Source organism: Pseudoalteromonas sp. AWM4_233 (genome assembly GCF_056158285.1).
Map to the genome: position 1 here is coordinate 1 of NZ_JBSWSZ010000120.1, position 4,041 is coordinate 4,041.

Annotated in this window: 7 protein-coding genes; all 7 read right to left on the bottom strand. The window is 59.9% G+C overall.

Annotation, left to right across the window (positions count from 1 at the left end):
- A partial coding sequence (locus ACXAC4_RS26375; RefSeq protein WP_475167885.1) for a class II aldolase/adducin family protein occupies positions 1–315 on the bottom strand: 315 nt, incomplete at its 3' end.
- Positions 316–364: 49 nt separating this feature from the next.
- Complete coding sequence (locus ACXAC4_RS26380; RefSeq protein WP_475167908.1) at positions 365–790, bottom strand: XdhC family protein; 426 nt, start codon at positions 788–790, stop codon at positions 365–367.
- Positions 679–1,359, bottom strand: a complete 681-nt coding sequence (locus tag ACXAC4_RS26385; RefSeq protein ID WP_475167889.1) for an XdhC family protein — start codon at positions 1,357–1,359, stop codon at positions 679–681. The genes ACXAC4_RS26380 and ACXAC4_RS26385 overlap by 112 nt, the downstream gene beginning before the upstream one ends.
- Positions 1,352–1,831, bottom strand: coding sequence for a molybdopterin cofactor-binding domain-containing protein (locus tag ACXAC4_RS26390; protein WP_475167892.1), 480 nt, complete (start codon positions 1,829–1,831; stop codon positions 1,352–1,354). Before ACXAC4_RS26390 ends, ACXAC4_RS26385 begins: the two co-directional genes overlap by 8 nt.
- A 176-nt stretch (positions 1,832–2,007) precedes the next feature.
- On the bottom strand, positions 2,008–2,652 hold the full coding sequence (locus ACXAC4_RS26395; RefSeq protein WP_475167897.1) for a molybdopterin cofactor-binding domain-containing protein: 645 nt from the start codon (positions 2,650–2,652) through the stop codon (positions 2,008–2,010).
- Positions 2,624–3,559, bottom strand: coding sequence for a molybdopterin cofactor-binding domain-containing protein (locus ACXAC4_RS26400; RefSeq protein ID WP_475167904.1), 936 nt, complete (start codon positions 3,557–3,559; stop codon positions 2,624–2,626). The genes ACXAC4_RS26395 and ACXAC4_RS26400 overlap by 29 nt, the downstream gene beginning before the upstream one ends.
- Before the next feature lies 1 nt (position 3,560).
- Positions 3,561–4,001, bottom strand: a complete 441-nt coding sequence (locus ACXAC4_RS26405) for a (2Fe-2S)-binding protein (RefSeq protein WP_475167912.1) — start codon at positions 3,999–4,001, stop codon at positions 3,561–3,563.
- Positions 4,002–4,041: the final 40 nt, after the last annotated feature.

The following is a 4,041-nucleotide window of genomic DNA, read 5'->3' on the forward strand; positions in this document are numbered from 1 at the left end:
CGTTGCCTTCACCGAGTGGGTATGCAGAACCGCGCCCACCTCGGGAAAGACCTCATACAGCACCGTATGCAGCCTTGTTTCTGCAGAGGAGCGACAGTCGCTCTGTACCGGCCGGCCGGCCAGATCGACCACCATGACATCACCCGCCCCCAGCTGCCCCTTGTGACGGCCTGAAACAGTAATGGCGATGTGTTCGGCATCGATGCGGGCAGAATAGTTACTGCTGGTTGCGGGCGACCAACCCTGCTGGTACAGGAATCGACCGGCTTGCACAATCGCATCCGCGGCGACGGCGTATCGGGTTACATCAAACACGAGTTCTCTCCCGGGTTTCAGAGCGCTTGGGACACTCCCATGGGCGCCATTATAGGGACGAACCAGCTCCTCGCAAATGATGCCGTGCGGCAATCAGATCGGCGACAATGGAGACAGCAATTTCTGCCGGTGTCTTGCTCGGAATATCAACACCAATGGGAGCTCGCAGGCGTTCGAGTGCCTCTTTTTCAAGCCCCAGAGATGCCAATCGTTCCCGCCGGGCTTCCGAAGTTCTTTTCGACCCCATTGCGCCTATGTAAAAGGCACTGGAGTGAAGAGCTGCAAGCAACCCCATATCGTCGATGCGCGGATCATGGGCGAGGGCCAGAATACCGGACCAGGCGTCGCCAAACTGTGTCGAAATCAGATCATCGGGCAGGCGCCGGTCCAGGGGAATCCCTTCAAAACTCCAGCCGGCGGCGAAGGCCTCCCTCGGCTCACAGAGGGTGACAGCAAATCCGCCGCGGTCGCGAATTCAAAAACGTAACGGGCGACTTCGCCCGCACCGATCAGCAACAGCCGGCACTCGGGCTGCAAAGCATGAAGAAGCTGTTCACCGTCGAAGTGGACCGCGTTACCGGCCCGGGAGACAGAATGCTCCAGCGTCGGAGCCCCGTTTATCGGCACGCGACGAACCACCGGTTCGCGATCGCGCAAGGCAGCCGCCAATGCCTGAACGTGATCGAATACCATCTGGCCCCGGAAGGGTTCAATCAGAAGCCGTATCCGGCCACCGCAAGGCAGCTGGAAATGATCCCGGTCATCATCGGTGATTCCATAATCAACGAAAACCGGATGTTCCGGCCCGTCTTCCGCTGTGCGCCGGAGCAGATCCTCTTCCAGACAGCCACCGGACACCGACCCGCTCCAGTGACCGGATTCTGCAATCGCCAGCCAGGAGCCGACCGGACGCGGCGAGGAGCCCCAGGTGTCCACTATGGTGCAAAGCCAGGCTCTCTGACCTTCCGCCAGCCAGTGAGACATTCTGTCTAATACGGTCTGGTGGCCAGTAGCGACCGAATAGGCGACGCTTGAATCAGGCATTGGCTCTCAATGGCAGGCTACGCTGCCGCTTTCCATTGAGCGCAAACAGGGCATTACCCAGGGCCGGGATCACCGGCGGCACGCCAGGCTCGCCGACTCCGGTCGGCGACTCGCTGCTTGCAACAATATCCACCAATACCTCAGGACGCTCGTACTGCCTCATTAGGGGGTAGTCGTGGAAATTGCTCTGCTGGACCTCGCCATTCTCCAGCGTGATTTCTCCATAAAGTGCCGCGGTCAGCCCAAACAGGATACCGCCCTCGATCTGGTCCTCCACGATACGGGGGTTAACGACCTGGCCGCAGTCCACCGAACAGGTGACCTTGTATACCCGGATCGCACCATTCTCGACTCCGGCTTCCACCACCTGGGCAACGTACGTTCCGAAACTCCGGAACAGGGCGAGCCCCCGGGCCCGCCCTTCTGGCACAGGCGACTGCCAGTCGGCCAGCCTGGCAACCCGGTCAAGCACTTCAAGGTGCCTCGGCTCGTGGGCAATAAGGCGACGACGGAACTGGTAAAGGATCCTCACCTGCCTCATGGGCAAGTTCGTCCATGAAAGTTTCGACGGCAAACCCGTTGTGGGAAAAACCTACCGAACGCCACCAGGTAATCGGAATGCCGGGATCGGTGTGGGTATGACGGATATCAATATTGGGGACCCGGTAGGGGTATTGCGATAGCCCCCTCAATCGCGGAGTGATCTTTCGGCGTGGCAATGCCTTCGGCCATTAGCCCGACTGAGCCAAGTGTGTCGTACATGAATTTTGGCGCCCAGGGATACTGGGCAGGGGCCGCATTGCGGACATACCAGTCCAGGATCTGAGGACCAACAATCTGGTGATGCCAGCCCGTCAGCTCAGCACTAGACAGGCTGGCTTTCATACGGTGCAGCATGGCAGGGCGATAGAGATCGTGACGGGTGTCCTCTTCACGGGACCAGATGACCTTAACCGGCCGTCCGACCCGATAGGCCACTGCCGCCGCTTCTTCGATATAGTCCTGAGTCAGTCGACGGCCAAAACCGCCGCCGAGAAAGGTCGTATTGATAGTGATATCGTCGGGGCCAAGACTGGTCACCCGGGCCGCCGCTATCCGGCCAAGGTCCGGCGCCTGTGTAGGGGCCCACACCTCCATGCCGTCCTCTCGGTACCAGGCCGTGGCACTGATGGGCTCCAATGTCGCGTGGGCCAGGTAGGGCTGGGCATATTCCGCTTCCACCACCCGGTCGCCCTCCTCCATGGAACTGGCAAAACTGCCCTCACTACGCTCGGACTCTCCGGGGATCGTCATCGGCGGCGGCGCGGTAGGAGTCGAACACGTCGCCCGTAGACAGAGACACGGCATCCGAAAAATCCCAGTCTATCTTGAGCGCGTCCTGAGCCTTCCGGGCACGCCAGTATTTGTCGGCAACAACGGCCACGCCACGCTCGATCTCAAAAACATCAAGCACACCCGTCATTGCACGGACCTGATCAGCGTTGAAGTCCCGAACGCGGCCGCCGCGTCGGGGAGAGCGTGAAACAACGCCGTACACCATGTCCGGAAGATCGACATCAATCCCGTAAACTGCGGTTCCCGTGGACTTCGCCCGGGCATCGAGTTTGCCTCGCTGCTTGCCAATGTATTTCCATTCGCTCTGCGGCTTGAGCGCTATGTCACCACGCAGCACTTCTTTGGCGGCCAACTCAACCAACTGGCCATAGGCCATGGAGTCGATACCGTTCGGGTGCACCACCCTGCCTTCACTGGCGCGACATTCGGTTGCTTCGACGTTCCATACACGTGCTGCCGCCATAACCAGCATTTGCCGGGCTTCCGCTCCGGCCGTTCGAAGCGGCTCCCAACTGGTCGCAACACTGGTGCTACCGCCTGTCAGTTGAAGCTTGTACAGAGGATTTCGATACTCCGGCGCCACAGGTGCAAAGCGTGGGGTGATCCGCTCCGGCTGGATTTCCAGCTCTTCGGCAATCAAAGTGGTCAACCCGGTGTAAGTTCCTTGCCCCATTTCGACCCGGGCCAGGGTGAAGAAGACTTCATCATCGGCAGTCAGTTCCAGCCAGGCATCGGGACGCCATTCGCCCGTGTCCGGCTCATACCCCGTCTGGATTCCCGCGCAGCCCGGCAACGTTATCGAAACCATGAGGCTCCCGGAGGCCCCGGCACTGACCTTGAGGAAATTTCGTCGATTCATCGCCATGTTATGCGGCCCCTCCCTGAGCGCCGTCTGACGTATCAGCGACGACGGATTCCACGGCTGCAATGATCCGCGAGTAGGTGCCGCATCGGCAAAGATTGCCTGTCATGGCCGCAACAATTTCCTCACGTGAAGGCGCCGGATTGCTGGCCAGAAGGTGGGCCGCACTCATGATCTGGCCCGACTGGCAGTAGCCGCATTGAGGAACGCCGTGTTCTATCCAGGCATCCTGCAGTGCATGAAGACGACTTCCCTCCCCCAGGCCTTCAATCGTAACCACATCACCACCCGCGGCCATTTCGACCGGTGTCGAGCAGGAGCGCACAGGCTGCCCGTTCAGGTGAACTGTGCAGGCACCACAGAGGCCCGCGCCGCAACCGAATTTAGTTCCCTTGAGCCCCAGCTCATCACGCAATACCCATAGAAGAGGCGTATCCCCTTCAATAGGTGCTGTGTAAGAGGTGAATCTAACCGTCGTTAACCTT